At 74.5% G+C, this 14722-nt stretch carries 11 protein-coding genes; 6 read left to right on the forward strand and 5 right to left on the reverse strand.

Annotated elements, in window-relative coordinates; genetic code table 11:
• Window positions 1-27 precede the first annotated feature (27 nt).
• From TPA0908_RS14070 to TPA0908_RS14090, 5 genes are all read left to right on the forward strand, one after another.
• A complete protein-coding gene (locus TPA0908_RS14070; RefSeq protein ID WP_281938050.1) occupies window positions 28-2136 on the forward strand; it encodes a molybdopterin oxidoreductase family protein in 2109 nt (702 codons plus the stop codon).
• Entirely contained in the window at window positions 2133-3623 is a 1491-nt protein-coding gene (locus tag TPA0908_RS14075; RefSeq protein WP_281938051.1) for an FAD-dependent oxidoreductase, read from the forward strand. Before TPA0908_RS14070 ends, TPA0908_RS14075 begins: the two co-directional genes overlap by 4 nt.
• A gap of 76 nt (window positions 3624-3699) precedes the next feature.
• A complete protein-coding gene (gene nirB / locus TPA0908_RS14080) occupies window positions 3700-6231 on the forward strand; it encodes a nitrite reductase large subunit NirB (RefSeq protein WP_281938052.1) in 2532 nt (843 codons plus the stop codon).
• Window positions 6228-6575, forward strand: coding sequence for a nitrite reductase small subunit NirD (nirD, locus tag TPA0908_RS14085; RefSeq protein WP_281938053.1), 348 nt, complete (start codon window positions 6228-6230; stop codon window positions 6573-6575). Before nirB ends, nirD begins: the two co-directional genes overlap by 4 nt.
• The gene (locus TPA0908_RS14090; RefSeq protein WP_281938054.1) at window positions 6576-7664 is read left to right on the forward strand and encodes a uroporphyrinogen-III synthase; all 1089 of its coding nucleotides are present in this window, start codon (window positions 6576-6578) and stop codon (window positions 7662-7664) included.
• Window positions 7665-7670: 6 nt separating this feature from the next.
• Here the strand turns inward: TPA0908_RS14090 and TPA0908_RS14095 are convergent, their stop codons facing one another.
• The 5 genes from TPA0908_RS14095 to TPA0908_RS14115 all read right to left on the reverse strand — a co-directional run bounded on the left by TPA0908_RS14095 (window position 7671) and on the right by TPA0908_RS14115 (window position 13052).
• Window positions 7671-8513, reverse strand: coding sequence for a ferritin family protein (locus TPA0908_RS14095; protein WP_281938055.1), 843 nt, complete (start codon window positions 8511-8513; stop codon window positions 7671-7673).
• A gap of 46 nt (window positions 8514-8559) precedes the next feature.
• Window positions 8560-9177 carry a GTP-binding protein gene (locus TPA0908_RS14100; RefSeq protein WP_281938056.1) on the reverse strand — a complete coding sequence of 206 codons (618 nt, stop codon included), beginning with the start codon at window positions 9175-9177 and terminating at the stop codon, window positions 8560-8562.
• Complete coding sequence (locus tag TPA0908_RS14105) at window positions 9158-9520, reverse strand: DUF742 domain-containing protein (RefSeq protein ID WP_091065900.1); 363 nt, start codon at window positions 9518-9520, stop codon at window positions 9158-9160. Before TPA0908_RS14105 ends, TPA0908_RS14100 begins: the two co-directional genes overlap by 20 nt.
• Before the next feature lie 62 nt (window positions 9521-9582).
• Window positions 9583-9990, reverse strand: coding sequence for a roadblock/LC7 domain-containing protein (locus tag TPA0908_RS14110; RefSeq protein ID WP_089155226.1), 408 nt, complete (start codon window positions 9988-9990; stop codon window positions 9583-9585).
• Window positions 9987-13052, reverse strand: a complete 3066-nt coding sequence (locus TPA0908_RS14115; protein ID WP_281938057.1) for a sensor histidine kinase — start codon at window positions 13050-13052, stop codon at window positions 9987-9989. The genes TPA0908_RS14110 and TPA0908_RS14115 overlap by 4 nt, the downstream gene beginning before the upstream one ends.
• Window positions 13053-13500: 448 nt before the next feature.
• Between TPA0908_RS14115 and TPA0908_RS14120 the strand changes: the two genes are divergently transcribed.
• The gene (locus TPA0908_RS14120; RefSeq protein WP_281938058.1) at window positions 13501-14682 is read left to right on the forward strand and encodes an ABC transporter substrate-binding protein; all 1182 of its coding nucleotides are present in this window, start codon (window positions 13501-13503) and stop codon (window positions 14680-14682) included.
• The last annotated feature ends 40 nt before the right edge of the window (window positions 14683-14722 follow it).

A 14722-nucleotide genomic window follows, 5' to 3' on the forward strand; every position in this document is an offset into this window, starting at 1 on the left:
AACCGCCCGGCGGCACGCTTTTCCGACATGACAGACGGTGCACGCGTGGCGACGCGATCGGGGGTGCTCCCCCGGGAGGCTGCCACGCACTGCCCGTACTGCGCGTTGCAGTGCGGCATGGTGCTGCGCGGCGCCGGCGACGGCGTCGAGGTCGGCGCACGGGACTTCCCCACCAACCGGGGCGGGCTGTGCCAGAAGGGCTGGACCGCCGCCGAACTGCTCGACCACCCGGAGCGGCTCACCACGCCGCTGCTGCGCGACCGGCCCGGCGGCGAGCTGCGCCCGGCGGGCTGGGACGAGGCGCTCGACCGGATCGCCGCCGGCCTGCACACGGTCCGCGACCGGTACGGCCCGGACGCGGTCGCGGTCTTCGGCGGCGGCGGGCTGACCAACGAGAAGGCGTACGCGTTGGGCCGGTTCGCCCGGGTGACGCTGCGCACCCGGCACATCGACTACAACGGACGCTGGTGCATGTCGTCGGCCGCCGCGGCCGGCAACCGCGCCTTCGGCGTCGACCGCGGCCTGCCGTTCCCGCTCGCCGACCTGGGTCGGGCGGACACGCTGCTGCTGGTCGGCGCGAACCCGGCCGAGACGATGCCGCCGCTGATGCGGCACGTCGCCGACCAGCGGGCGCGCGGCGGCCGGCTGATCGTGATCGACCCCCGGGCCACCGCCACCGCCCGCCAGGCCGACCTGCACCTGCAACCGCTGCCCGGCACCGACCTGGCGGTGGCCAACGCGCTGCTGCACATCGCGCTCACCGAGGGCCTCCTCGACCGGGCGTACGTAGCGTCGCGTACCACCGGGTTCGACGAGGTCCGGCGCACCGTCGCCGGCTGCTGGCCGGCGGAGGTGGAGCGCCTCTCCGGCGTGCCGGTGGCCGACCTGGAGGCCGCCGCCCGCGCGCTGGCCGGCGCGGACCGCGCGATCATCCTCACCGCCCGGGGGGCCGAGCAGCACGCCAAGGGCGTCGACACGGTCACCGCCTTCATCAACCTGGCGCTCGCGCTCGGCCTGCCCGGCCGACCCGGCTCCGGCTACGGCTGCCTGACCGGGCAGGGCAACGGGCAGGGCGGACGCGAGCACGGACAGAAGGCCGACCAGCTCCCCGGCTACCGGCGGATCGACGACCCGGCGGCCCGGGAGCACGTGGCCGGCGTGTGGGGCGTCGACCCGGCGACGCTGCCCGGCCCGGGGGTGCCCGCCTACCAACTGCTCGACTCGCTCGGCACCCCGTCCGGGCCGAGGGCGCTGCTGGTGTTCGGCTCCAACCCGGTCGTCTCCGCGCCGCGCGCGGCGCGGATCGAGTCCCGGCTGCGCGACCTCGACCTGCTCGTGGTCGCCGACCTGCTCCGCTCGGAGACGGCCGAGCTGGCCGATGTCGTGCTGCCGGTGACCCAGTGGGCCGAGGAGGACGGCACGATGACCAACCTGGAGGGACGGGTGCTGCGCCGGCGCGCGTTCCGCCCGCCACCCGCCGGCGTCCGCACCGACCTGGAGATCCTCGCCGCGCTGGCCGCCCGCCTGACCGACGGCGCACCGCTGCCGACCGACCCGCGGACGGTGTTCGAGGAGCTACGGCGCGCCTCGGCCGGCGGCCCGGCCGACTACGCCGGGATCACCTGGGACCGGATCGACGCCGACGACGGCGTGTTCTGGCCCTGCCCGGACGTGGACGGACCGGACCGGCCCCGCCTCTTCGCCGACCGGTTCCCCACCCCGGACGGCCGGGCCCGGTTCCACCCGGTGACCCACCGCCCGGCCGCCGAGCCGGTCTGCGCCGAATATCCGCTGCACTTCACCACCGGCCGGGTGCTGGCGCAGTACCAGTCCGGCACGCAGACCCGACGGGTCGCCGCGCTGCGCCGGGCCGCGCCGGGCGGCTTCGTCGAGCTGCACCCCGACCTGGCCGCCCGACTCGGCGTGACCGACGGGACGCCGGTGCGGGTGGTGTCCCGCCGGGGCGAGCTGCGCGCGCCGGCCCGGCTCAGCCCGGCGATCCGGCCGGACACCGTCTTCGCCCCGTTCCACTGGCCCGGCGCGGCCCGCGCCAACTCGGTCACCAACGACGCGCTCGACCCGGTCTCCGGGATGCCCGAGTTCAAGATCTGCGCGGTCCGGGTGGAGCGGGCATGACCGGGCGCATCGTCGTCGTCGGGTACGGCATGGCCGGGGCCCGGCTCGCCGCCGAGCTGCACGCGCGGGGCGGGGACCGGCGGATCACCGTGCTCGGGGCGGAGCCGCACCGGGCGTACAACCGGATCATGCTCTCCACCCTGCTCGCCGGGAAGATCGGCGAGCCGGACGTGGAGCTGGTCGAGGCGCTCGGTCCACGGGTGGACGTACGGACCGGCTCGTCGGTCTCCGCCGTCGACCGGGCGGCCCGGGAGGTCCGCACCGCCGACGGCGGCCGGTACGGCTACGACCATCTGGTGCTGGCCACCGGCAGCCGGGCCGTGGTGCCACCGCTGCGCGGGCTCGACCCGCTGCCCGACCGGGTGGTCCCGTTCCGCACGCTCGCCGACTGCCGGCGGATCCTCGCCGTCGCCCGGGACGCGCGTCGCGCCCTGGTGCTCGGCGGCGGGCTGCTCGGGCTGGAGGCGGCCCGGGGCCTCGCCGCCCGGGGCCTCGACGTGACGGTGGTCCACCCGCACGGGCACCTGATGGAACGGCAGCTCGACCCGGCCGCCGGGGCGGTCCTCGCGGGCACCCTGACCGGGCTCGGCGTCCGGGCCCGGCTCGGCGTGCCGGCGACCCGGGTGACCGCCGACGCCGACGGCGTCCGGCTCCACCTGGCCGACGGTGAGCCGCTCGCGGCCGACCTGCTGGTGCTCTGCTGCGGCGTACGCCCGGACACCGCGCTGGCCCGGGCGGCCGGGCTCGCCGTCGACCGGGGCGTGGTGGTGGACGACCGGATGCGGACCAGCGACCCGCGTGTCTCGGCGGTGGGCGACTGCGCCCAGCACGACGGGACGCTGACCGGGCTGGTCGCGCCGGCCTGGACGCAGGCGCGGGTGGTGGCCGACGTGCTGACCGGGGACGACGAGGCGGCCCGCTACCGGCCCCGACCGACGGTGACCCGGCTGAAGGCGGCCGGGATCGACCTGGCCGCGATGGGCGATCTGGCCGGGACCGGCGACCCGGACGGGACCGGCCCGGTCGAGGAGCTGACGTTCGCCGACCCGACCCGCGGCACGTACGCCCGGCTGCGGATCCGCGACGAGCGGCTGACCGGCGCGATCCTGCTCGGCGACAACCCGGCGGTCGGCACCGTGGTGCAGCTCTTCGACCGGGGCGCACCGGTGCCGGCGGACCGGCGCGCGCTGCTGCTCGGCCGCGCGGTCGGCGCACCGGCCGAGCCGGCCGCGTCCCCGGCGCTGATGCCGGACGCGGCCGTCGTGTGCCGGTGCAACGACGTGACCAGGGGCGCGCTGGTGGCGGGCTGGCGGGCCGGCGCCCGGAGCGTCGCGGCGCTGTCCGCGGCGACCAGGGCCGCCACCGGTTGTGGCGGCTGCCGGGACGCGGTGGCCGGCATCGCCGCCTGGCTCGCCGAGGCGGACCCGCCGACAACCGACGAGGTACGCGAGACGGATGCGGATCGGGAGGCGGTGCAGGTGTCATGAGCGAGCGAAGCGAGCGAATCAGCGGGCTCGGCGCGACCGTGCCTCATGGCGGCACGCAGCGAAGCGGAGTGCCGTCATGAGCGAGCGGGTCAGCAGGCTGGTGGTGGTCGGCAACGGGATGGTCGGGCAGCGCTTCGTGGAGGCGCTGCGGGCCCGCGACCGGGACGGGCGGTGGCGGGTCACCGTGCTGGCCGAGGAGCGGCGCCCGGCGTACGACCGGGTGCGGCTCTCGGCCGTCTTCGACGGCGTGGACGCGGACGAGTTACGGCTGCACACCCCGGACGACGGCGTCGAGCTGCGGCTGGGCGAGCCGGCCACCGGCGTGGACCGGGCGCGACGGGTGGTGACCACGGCGACCGGCGAGCACCCGTACGACGCGGTGGTGCTGGCCACCGGCTCGTACGCGTTCGTCCCGCCGGTCGAGGGCACCGACCTGCCGGGCGTCTTCGTCTACCGGACGCTCGACGACCTGGCCGCGATCCGGGCACACGCCGAGGGCCGGCGGACCGGCGCGGTGATCGGTGGCGGCCTGCTCGGCCTGGAGGCGGCCAACGCGCTGCGCCTGCTGGGGCTCGCCACCAGCGTGGTCGAGTTCGCGCCCCGGCTGATGCCGGTGCAGGTGGACGACGCCGGCGGGGCGATGCTCCGGCGCTACGTGGAGGAGCTGGGCGTCACCCCGTACCTCGGGGTGGCCACCACGGCGCTGCGCCCCGGCCCGGACGGCACGGTGGCCGCGCTGGACCTCGCCGACGGCCGCACGGTCGACGCGGAGCTGGTCGTGGTCGCGGCCGGGATCCGGCCCCGGGACGAGCTGGCCCGTGCCGCCGGGCTGCCGCTGGGCCCACGCGGCGGGGTGCTTGTGGACGCGGCGTGCCGGACCGCCGACGAGCGGATCTGGGCGGTCGGCGAGTGCGCGGCGGTGGAGGGCGTCTGCCACGGTCTGGTCGCGCCCGGGTACGCGACCGCCGAGGTGGTCGCCGACCGGCTGCTCGGTGGCGCGGCCACGTTCCCCGGGGCGGACACGGCGACCAAGTTGAAGCTGCTCGGCGTGGACGTGGCCTCGTTCGGCGACGCGCACGGCGTCACCGCCGGCTGCCTCGACGTGACGTACACCGACCCGGCCACCCGGTCGTACGCGAAGCTGGTCCTCTCCGACGACGCGCGGACGCTGCTCGGCGGCGTGCTGGTCGGGGACGCGAGCGCCTACCCGACGTTGCGGGCCAGCGTCGGCGGGCCGCTGCCCGGTCCCCCGCTGGCGTTGTTGGCCCCGGCCGGTGGCCCGGGGGCCGGGGCCGGCGCGCTGCCGGCCGCCGCGCAGGTCTGCTCCTGCAACGCGGTGACGCGGGCCGACCTGGACGCGGCGATCGCCGGCGGGGCGACCGACGTGCCGGCGCTGAAGGCGTGCACCCGGGCCGGTACGAGCTGCGGCTCCTGCCTGCCGATGCTGAAGCAGTTGCTGGATGCCGCCGGGGTGCGGCAGTCCACCGCGCTCTGCGAGCACTTCGACCTGAGCCGCCAGGAGCTGTTCGACCTGGTCCGGGTCCGGGGCATCGGCACGTTCTCCCGGTTGGTCGCCGAGCACGGGCGCGGACACGGCTGCGACATCTGCAAGCCGGTGGTGGCCTCGATCCTCGCCTCGCTCGGCACCGGGCACGTGCTCGACGGCGAGGCGGCGTCCCTCCAGGACACCAACGACCACTTCCTGGCCAACCTGCAACGCGACGGCAGCTACTCGGTGGTGCCCCGGATTCCTGGCGGCGAGATCACCCCGGAGAAGCTGATCGCGATCGGCGAGGTGGCCCGGGACTTCCAGCTCTACACCAAGATCACCGGCGGGCAGCGGATCGACCTGTTCGGCGCGCGGGTCGACCAGCTCCCGCAGATCTGGCGCCGGCTGGTCGACGCCGGTTTCGAGTCCGGGCACGCGTACGGCAAGGCGCTGCGCACGGTGAAGTCCTGCGTCGGGGACACCTGGTGCCGGTACGGCGTGCAGGACTCGGTCGGGCTGGCCATCGCGTTGGAACTGCGCTACCGGGGCCTGCGCGCGCCGCACAAGCTGAAGTCGGCGGTCTCCGGCTGCGCCCGGGAGTGCGCCGAGGCGCGCGGCAAGGACTTCGGCGTCATCGCCACCGAGACCGGATGGAACCTGTACGTCGGCGGCAACGGCGGCTTCCGGCCCCGGCACGCCGACCTGTTCGCCACCGACCTGAGCACCGAGGAGCTGGTCACGCTCATCGACCGGTTCCTCATGTACTACGTGCGCACCGCGGATCGCCTGCAGCGGACGGCCGCCTGGATCGAGGCCATGGACGGCGGCCTCGACCACCTCCGGTCGGTGCTGGTGGACGACGCGTTGGGGCTCTGCGCCGACCTCGACGCGGCGATGGCCCGGCACGTCGACGGGTACTCCGACGAGTGGCGCGACGTGCTGGAGGACCCGGAACGGCTACGCCGCTTCACCTCGTTCGTCAACGCGCCGGACGTGCCGGACCCGTCCATCACCTTCGCGGTGGAGCGGGGCCAGCCGGTGCCGGCACGCGGTGCGCCACCGGGCGGGGAGGGCCGGCGGCAGCCCGTCGTGCTGGGCCTGCCGGAGGTACGCCGATGAGCCCGACCGTGACGTTGCGCTGGACACCGGTCTGCCCGCTGGACCGGCTCGACCTCGACCGGGGCGTGGCGGCGCTCGTGGACGGGGTGCAGGTCGCCCTCTTCCGTACCGTCGGCGGGCTGTTCGCGGTGGACAACCTGGACCCGGTCGGCGGCGCGTACGTGATGTCGCGGGGCCTGGTGGGCAGCCGGGGCGGGGTGCCGACGCTCGCCTCCCCCCTGCACAAGCAGGTGTACGACCTCACCACCGGGCACTGCCTGGACCTGCCCGGGGTGACGCTGCGGCGGCACCGGGTGCGCTGCCGGGACGGCCTGGTCGAGGTGCGGCTGCGGCAGGAGGAGTGAATGCGGGACGAACTGGCGGGCTTCACCATCGGGGTCACCGCGGACCGGCGGCGCGACGAGCTGGCCGCGTTGTTCCAGCGGCGCGGCGCCCGGGTGGTGCTCGCCCCGGCGCTGCGGATCGTGCCGCTGGCCGACGACACCGACCTGCGCGAGGCGACCCGGGCCTGCCTGGCACACCCGCCGGACGTGCTGATGGCCAACACCGGCATCGGGATGCGGGGCTGGCTGGAGGCGGCCGAGGGCTGGGGGCTGGCCGAGCCGCTGCGGGACACGCTCACCCGGGCGTACGTGGTGTCCCGCGGGCCGAAGGCGACCGGGGCGATCCGCGCGGCCGGGCTGCGTGAGCACTGGTCGCCCGCCTCGGAGTCCTGCGACGAGGTGGTCGAGCACCTGGTCCGGCGCGGCGTGGCCGGCCAGGTGGTGGCGCTGCAACTGCACGGCGACCGGCAGCCGGAGTGCACCGAGGCGCTGGTCGCGGCCGGGGCCACGGTGATCGAGGTGCCGGTCTACCGGTGGGCGCCACCGGCCGACCCGGCACCGCTGCACCGGCTCATCGACCTGGTCGCCGGGCGGCTGGTCGACGCCGTCACGTTCACCTCCGCCCCGGCGGCCGAGGCGCTGCTGCGGGCCGCCGGGGACCGGACCGAGACGGTGCTGGCGGCGTTGCGCGGCGACGTGCTGGCCGGGTGTGTGGGCACGGTCACCGCCGAACCGCTGGTGCGGCGCGGGGTGCCCGTCAGCGCGCCGAGCCGGGCCCGGCTCGGCGCGCTGGTCCGGACCATCGTCGAGGAGCTGCCCCGCCGCACGGTCTCGGTGAAGGCGGCGGGGCACGTGCTCACGTTGCGCGGTCACGCCGCGGTGGTGGACGGGGAGCTGCGCCAGTTGGCGCCGGCCCCGATGGCCGTGCTGCGGGCGCTTGCCGCGTCGCCCGGGAAGGTGCTCTCCCGCACCGAGCTGCTGCGCACGCTGCCCCGGGGCGCTGACGAACACGCCGTCGAGATGGCGGTGGCCCGGCTGCGGGTGGGGCTGCGGGCGCCCCGGGTGGTGCAGACCGTGGTGAAGCGCGGCTACCGCCTCCGGGTGGACTGAGCCGGCTCAGCTCCGGCGGGCGTCGCGCGCCCCGCCCGCGCCGCCGACCTCCAGGTCGACCAGGGCGAGCAGGAACGCCGAGGCGTGCCCGGCCTCGTCGTGGGCGATCTCGGCGAACAGGTCGGCCGCCTCGTCCTCGCCGACCGAGGCCGCCTGCCGGGAGAAGGACGGGTACATGGTGGTCGCCTCGTAGATCTCGCCGTCGATCGCCCTGCGGAGGTTCGCCGCGTCGCCGCGGACCAGGCCGGCGAGCGTGGCCGCCTCGCTGAAGTGCTCGCCGAGTTCCTGACCGGCGGTGTTCTCCCAGAGCCGGGCCAGGCGCAGCCGACCGCCGTCGCGGGCGTGCCGGGCGTAGAGCGTGTACTTCGCATACGCGAACGCCTCGCCGCGTGTCGTCGCCTCCAGGTTGTCCTGCGTCGCGCCGGAGCAGACCGGCTCACCGGCGGTGACCGGCACCGGCGGGACCGGCTCGCCGGTGGGGACCCCCACTCCGGAGCCCGGGTGCGTGGTCGCGTACCGGGCCAGCCGGAACCGGGCGGCGTGCCGCGCCTCGTCGGCCGCCAACTCCTGGAACAACCGCGCGGCCTGCGGGCAGCGGTCCCGGCGGGCCTGCCGGGCGTAGCCCGGGTAGACCACGGTGGCCTCGTGCCACTCGCCGGCGATCGAGTCGCGCAGGTTCGCCTCGTCGGAGCCGACGAAGTCGACAAGCGCCGCTTCCTCGGTGAAGTGCTCGTTCAGCTCGGTGGCGGCGGTGGCCGTGAACAGCTTGGCGATGCCGTCGTGGTCGTTGCGTGCCGCCTCCGCGCCGTACGCCAGGTAACTGGCGTGGGCGAACGCCTCGCCCCGCATCGCCCGCAGCGTGAGCGACGAAGTACCCGAAGTGCGACGCGCCGGGTCAGCCCACCGAGGCCGGGTAGCCGTGCTCGGCCTGGAGCCGGAGCATGGCGTGCTCGACCACGGTCACCAGCACCTGCTTGACCGAGTCCCGGTGCCGGGCGTCGCACATCACCAGCGGGACGTCCGGCGAGATGGCGAGCGCCTCCCGGATCTCCTCCAGTTCGTAGTGCGGCGCGTCGTCGAACCGGTTCAGCGCCACCACGTACGGCAGCTTGCGGTTCTCGAAGTAGTCCAGCGGCGCGAACGCGTCGGTGATCCGGCGCGTGTCCACCAGCACCGCCGCGCCCACCGCGCCCCGGATGATCTCGTCCCACATGAACCAGAAGCGGGTCTGGCCCGGCGTGCCGAACAGATAGAGGATCAGGTCCTCGGCCATGGTGATGCGGCCGAAGTCCATGGCGACCGTGGTGGTCTCCTTGCCCGGCACCTTCGACGAGTCGTCGATGCCCACGCCGGCCGCGGTCATCAACGCCTCGGTGGTCAGCGGCTGGATCTCGGAGATCGCCCCGACCAGGGTGGTCTTGCCCACCCCGAAGCCACCCGCGATCACGATCTTCGCGGAGATGATCTCCCGGCCGCGGCTCGCCCCGTCGGGGTCATAGTTCGCGAAGTCCACTTAGCACCCTTCCAAGCAGGTTCATCCGCGCCGCGAAGCCCGTCGCGGGAGCGGCACTGTGTAGCGTCAGCAGGCCCTCGGCCACCATGTCGGCGACCAGCACCCGGGTGACGCCCAGCGGCATCCGGGTGTAAGCGGCGATTTCCGCCAGCGACTGTGCCCGGCCTTCACAGACCGAGGAGATGCGGTATTTGTCGTGCCCGGCGAACCGCGCCTCGGCGGACTGGGTGGCCGTGCTCGACAGGACCGCCTCGAGCGCGATGTTCTGCAACGGCTCGGTGCGGCCGCGGGTGACCGCGTACGGTCGCACCAGCGCGCCACGCGGATCACGTCGCGGTTCCATCTCGCGATCACCTCCCCTCGTACGGAGCCGGACCGGCTCCGGATCACCAGGTCAACAGAGCGTCAGGAGCGGACGGCGTCCCGCGGCAGCGGCACCAGCGCCTGACCGACCCGCTCCACCAGCAACGCCATCTCGTAGCCGACCTGCCCGACGTCACAGCTACGGGCCGCGAGCACGGCCATCGACGAGCCGTCGCTGATGGACATCAGGAAGAGGTAGCCGCTGTCCATCTCGATCACGGTCTGCAACACTCCGCCGGCGCTGAACATCCGCGCCGCGCCCTCGGTGAGGCTGACCACGCCGGAGGTGATCGCGGCGAGCTGGTCGGCCCGGTCCTGGGGCAGATCCCGGGAGGAGGCGAGGAGCAACCCGTCCGCGGACACCGCCACCACGTGCGCGATACCCGCCACACTGTCGGCGAAGTTGGTGAGCAACCAACCCATGTCCTGCATGGCCGCCGGCCTGTTCATCGGTTCGTCTCCTTGGTCGAGGTGCTGTTCGGGTCGGTGCCGGCCGTGCGGCCCCGCTGGACGCCACGGTGGTAGGCGGAGAGCAGCCCCCGTACCTCGTCCGGCGTGCGTCGGCTGCGGTCCCGGCCGCTCTTCGGTTCGATCCCGCCCGGCACGAGCTGCGCCTGCGGCACCCGCTTGGGCAGGCCGGACCGGGTCGTGCCGCCGGTCGTGGGTTCCGCGGCCTGGCTGGCCCGGGACCAACCGTCGTCGGCCGCCGTCCGCCACGCCTCCGGGTCGATCGGCGGAGCCGGCGCGGGCTCCGGCGCGGGCGCGGGCGGGGTCACCGCTGGCGGTGCCGCCGCGGCAGGCGGTGTGGACGGGGCCGCCGGCGGGCTGTACGCGGGCGGTGTGCTCAGCCCCGACGCCTGGGCCCCCGGGGTTCGGGTGGGCAGCGGCGGCCGGGCCGACGCGGCGGGCGGCGCCGGGGCGGGCTGCGCCGCAGCGGGCGGCGCCGCAGCGGTTGGCGGCTCGTCGAACCGGGGGCGGGTGAAGATGGTGGTCTCGTCCTCTCCGTGCGAGCGGAACCAGACCGCCTCCATCTCCCGGAATATCGGCGCCTCGGCCGGCCGGTCCGGTCGGGCCACCACCGGCGCGGCCGGGGTGGCCTCCACCGCCGGCGCGGCGGCGAACGCCTGGAAGGCCGACGGCGCGGGGTTGGTCGTCGTCGCCGCCTCACCGTTCGGCGTCCGCTTGGGCAGCGGTTCGAGAGCCGGGTACGCGACCGTCGGGCCCCCCGCCGACCAGCCCGTCTCCGGGGCCGGCGCGGCTGCGGGCGCGGCGGCGACCGGGGCGGCGGCGGGCACCGGAGGCAGCGTGCCGGGCATGCCGCCGAACTGCACGGCCGGCGCGGTGTCCCGCGCCTCGGCGGGCGCCTGCCACCGCGCGGGCGGCGGGGTGACCGTGCTGCGCCACTGGTCGGCCAGGGTGGCGGTGCCGCCCCGACCGGCGCCGGCCAGCGCGTCGGCGGCACCGACCTGGCTGAGCGGCGACTGCTCGACGGCGAGCGGCTGGCGCGGCCGGGTCAGCGGGGCCTGGCCCCGGTTGGCCGGCAGCACCACCGTCGCGTTCGGCAGCGTGACCTGGGCGACCGTGCCGCCCTCGACGTTGCGGCGCAGCTCGACCCGGATCCCGTGGCGGGAGGCGAGCCGGCTGACCACGGCCAGACCCATCAGCCGGAACGCGGCCACGTCGACGGTCGGCGGCGCGGCCAACCGCCGGTTGAGCGAGTCGAGCTGGTCGTCGGTGAGGCCGAGGCCCCGGTCCTCCACCTGGATCAGCACGTAGTCACGGATCCGCCGGCCGTCGGCCACCACCACGGTGTTCGGCGGCGAGAACCGGGTGGCGTTGTCGAGCAGCTCCGCGACCAGACGGACCACGTCGTTGACGGCTTGCGCGGCCACCGAGATGTCGATGTCCACGGTGCCGAACTCGATCCGGTTGTAGAGCTCCACCTCGGACTGGGCGGCGCGCAGCACGTCGACCAGGAGCGCGTCGTCGCGGCGCGGCACGGCCGAGTCGGCACCGGCCAGGACCAGCAGGTTCTCGTCGTTGCGGCGCATCCGGGTGGCCAGGTGGTCCAGCTCGAAGAGCTGGGCGAGCCGCTTCGGGTCCTCCTCGCCGCGCTCGATCGCGTCCAGCTCGCCGATCATCCGGTCGACCAGGCTCTGCGAGCGGCGGGCCAGGTTGAGGAACATCGCCGAGACGCTGGTCCGCAGCGCGGCCTGCTCGGCCGCCACCCGGACCGCCTCCCGGTGGACCACGTTGAAGGCCACCGCCACCTGGCCGATCTCGTCGCGGTTGGTCAGCTTGATCGGGTCCCGCACCTGCTGGACGATCTCGTCCACACCACCGTCACCGATGGCGTTGACGTTCTGGAGCCGGCTAACCGCGTCCGGCAGGTCGTGGTTGGCCACGGAGAGCGCGCCCTCACGGAGCCGACGCAGCGAGTCGTTGAGCGAGCGGGCGAGCACCACGGCGAGCGTCACGGCGACGGCCAGCGTCAGCAGCACGAGCAGGCTCTCCACGAACGCCTGCCGGATCACGTCGGTGCGGACCGCGTCGGCGTCGGCGAGCAGGTCGTCGAGGAGTTGGATCTCCGCCCACCGCATCAGGTCGTCGACCGCGCCGATGGCGGCGGACGCCTCGTCGCGGGTGACCAGCGCGGGCTTGCCGATGGACCGGGACAGGTCGGCCGCGACCCGGTCGGCGAGCTGGACGGCGTCACCGGAGACGGTGCGGTCCACCAGGCCCCGCTGCTCCGGAGCGGCGGCCCGGGAGAACGAGAGCAGGGCCTCCTGCTGGCCGGTCAGCGTGGCCACGAACGAGGAGAACTGCTCCTCGTCGATCCGGTTGCCGACCGCGAGCGCGGTGAACACGACCGCCTGTTCCTCCGCCACCTCGGCCTTGGCGTGGGCGAACGCGGCCACCGCGCGGCGGGCGTCGGCGAGGCTCTCCGCGCCGGGCTGCTGGGCCAGCGTGTCGCCGTACGCGACGAGGTCGTCGAGGACGATGCCGTAGCGCAGGCTCGCCTCGGCCACCGGCATCTGGAGGCGGTCGAGCACCTCCTGGCGGGTGCCGTTCAGCGTCTCCAGGTGGTCGTCGATCACCTTCAGCCGGTCCCGGACCGCGGCCGGCACGTCGCCGAGCGTGCCGCGCTCCTCCCGGTAGGCCGCGATGCGCTCGTCGGTGCGACGGACCCGCAGGTTGTAGTCGTCCGGCTTCTGGTTCGGGTCGGCCAGGAAGGCGGCTGCCGCCATCCGCTCCTTGTGCAGGTCCTGGGTGAGCGCCGAGACGTCGACCGAGACCGCGGTCAGCGCCCGGACCTGGTCCGCCTCGTACGCGCCCTGACCCACCGAGATGAGTCGGATAGTTGCCAGTGCGATGACAGCCGCCACCGGAACGACCAGGATGAGGGCGAGCTTGGAGCGGATCCGCGCGTCACGCAGCCGAGGTAGACGCCGCCGCCGATTCCGCTGTTCGGCGCTGGGGCTCCCGGGCAGGGTCGTAGGTCCGGTGCTCACGACATCGCCTCCGTCGTTTCTTCCACGCGTGACCCGCTGACCCGTGCCTGGTGCAGCGGCCAGCGCCACGCGCGGCACGGCCGAGATTTCATCAGACGAGATCCTTTTTGGGAAGCCGCGGTGAGGTAGGAAACGGTCGGTGTGGACTCAACCCGTGATCCGGTCACCTAATACCTTCTTTTCTCCAACCCCCTGAACAGGGGATGTCACTCCAGAGTGGCCAAGCGCATCTGCGCAGTAATTGTCAGTTAACGTTTCGTGTCCCCAACATGTGGGATGACCGTCCCGAAACGGCATCCGGCATCCCCGCTTGACCACAGGGCCCGGCATTGGCAAGGTTTTGCAAGCTTCGCGCACACCGTACGGCACGCCAATCCCGTTCCTCCACTGAGGACGGACAAGCGGCGGTGATCGGGCGCCGGCCCGCGCCGCACCCTGGAGGACTGAGTTGAGCCCCATCCGCTCCGCGAGCATCGCCGTGCTCGCATCGGCCGTGCTGGCCACCACGCTCACCGGCTGCGGGATCGGCGGGGAACCGCAGGACACCAGCCCCATCGTGATCGCCGCCGACCTCGAACTCTCCGGCGCTTCCGCACCGATCGGCAAGGTGTACCAGCGGGCGCTGGAACTGAAGGTGGACCAGATGAACGCCTCCGGCGTGCTGGGCGGCCGGAAGATCGAACTGAGAGTCAAGGACAACCGCTCGGACGCGGCCGAATCCTTGCGTAACATCAATGATTTCAGCGGCGACGCACAGGTGAGCGCCGTCATCATGGGCGGCTGCAACGAATGCGCCGTCGGCGCGGCGCGCACGATCAGCGACAAGCGCATTCCGACCATCGCGCTCGCTTCCGCCGGCGCGGTCACGGAGCCGGTCGACCAGCGCCGGTACGTCTTCAAGCTGGCCCCGAACGCGGTGGACAGCGCGGCGGCCCTCACCACCGAGCTGACCCGGCGCAACATCCGCAAGGTGTCGGTGCTGCACAGCGCCGACGGGTACGGCCAGGAAGGGGTCGCCGCGCTGCGCCGCGAGTTCGGCAAGACGTCGGTGAAGCTGGTCGCCGCCGAGGCGGTGCGGACCACCGACACCGAGGTGAGCGCGCAGATCGACGACCTGGTCGAGAAGAGGCCGCAGGCCCTGATCCTCTGGACGCCGCCGGAGCAGGCGACGCTGGCCGCCACCACCGCCCGGCAGCGCAACTACCGCGGGTCGCTCTTCTTCGACGCCTCGGCCGCCGGCGAGCTGTTCCTCGGCCCGTCGGCCCGCTCCACCGAGCTGGCCACGCTGATCTTCACCCAGACGATGGTGATCGACGACGTCATCGCCACCACCCCGGCCAAGGCCGCCCGGCGGCAGTGGTTCCAGGACTACACCGCCCGGTTCGGCGGCTACAACGGGTTCTCCTCGTTCGCCGCCGACGCGGTCCAGCTCATCGCGGACGCCGAGCAGCGCGCCGGCGGCGGGCGGGGGAAGGTGGACCGGGACGCGCTGCGCGACGTGCTGGAGACCTCGCAGCTCGACGGCCTGTCCGGCCCGATCCGGATGACGCCGGACAACCACTCCGGGTTGATGCCGCAGGCGCTGACGACGCTGGTGGCGCGTGGGGGTCGGTGGCGGCTCGCCGGGTAGTGGTCACCGTGGGGTGTGGCCCCACCGCAACCGGCTCCGG

The organism is Micromonospora sp. AKA38, assembly GCF_027925725.1.
GTDB lineage: Bacteria > Actinomycetota > Actinomycetes > Mycobacteriales > Micromonosporaceae > Micromonospora.